This is a genomic window from Cupriavidus sp. FW306-01-F10A, from assembly GCF_058782785.1.
In genome coordinates this window covers 1-652 of record NZ_JBYSYA010000060.1, presented here as the reverse complement: position 1 = coordinate 652, position 652 = coordinate 1, and the positions used below count along the sequence as shown (strand labels likewise).

At 54.9% G+C, this 652-nt stretch carries 1 protein-coding gene; it reads left to right on the top strand.

All coding sequences use genetic code 11. The features are described from left to right. Positions 1-652: hypothetical protein (locus AC3WLF_RS31335; RefSeq protein WP_492359311.1), on the top strand; the 652-nt coding region annotated here is incomplete at both ends.

Below are 652 nucleotides of genomic sequence, written 5' to 3'. Positions count from 1 at the left end.
TGACTGATCAACAAGTCACGATGTTACCGGGCACATTTATGCCCGAAGCGTTCAAGACCATTCTGCTTGCGGGAGCAACCCCCTTCGGTTTGGCTACGTTTGGGATGGACCATACGATGGGAGCGCTGTTTGCTGGGCAACAAGGGCTCAGCATTGATCCAGCTACTGGCAAATACCGAATTCCGCCGAATCACGCCGATTTTGCGGCTATCCCTGCCAATGTGCGTGAGCAATTCGGAAGCCTAAGCTCCAGCCCGGTGGCGAACGTCATTCAAGAGGGCCAAGATTCCTATGTTGTCCAGCGCGCTGACGGTACGCAGCAGTGGGTTCGCGTAGACCAGAGTACAGGGGAAACTCTGATTCAGCAGCGAAACAGTTTTGGCGGGTACACCGAATTGACAATGAACGCTCGCGACAAATCAAGCGCTGTCGTGACGCAATATGACCGTGACCGGGATGTCATGCAGTCAGGTCAATTATTCGGGGATGGTAGTTCTATCGTGCAGGTAGCAGCAGGCGGCGGCGTCATCATTACGAAGACTTATGATGACAGCGGCGCGCTATCCAGCATCGCCGAGCGGACCACGTTTGACGACGGAAGCTATCGCCAGACGACCCACTATGCGGATGGTCGGGAAGTTTCGCAAACCGT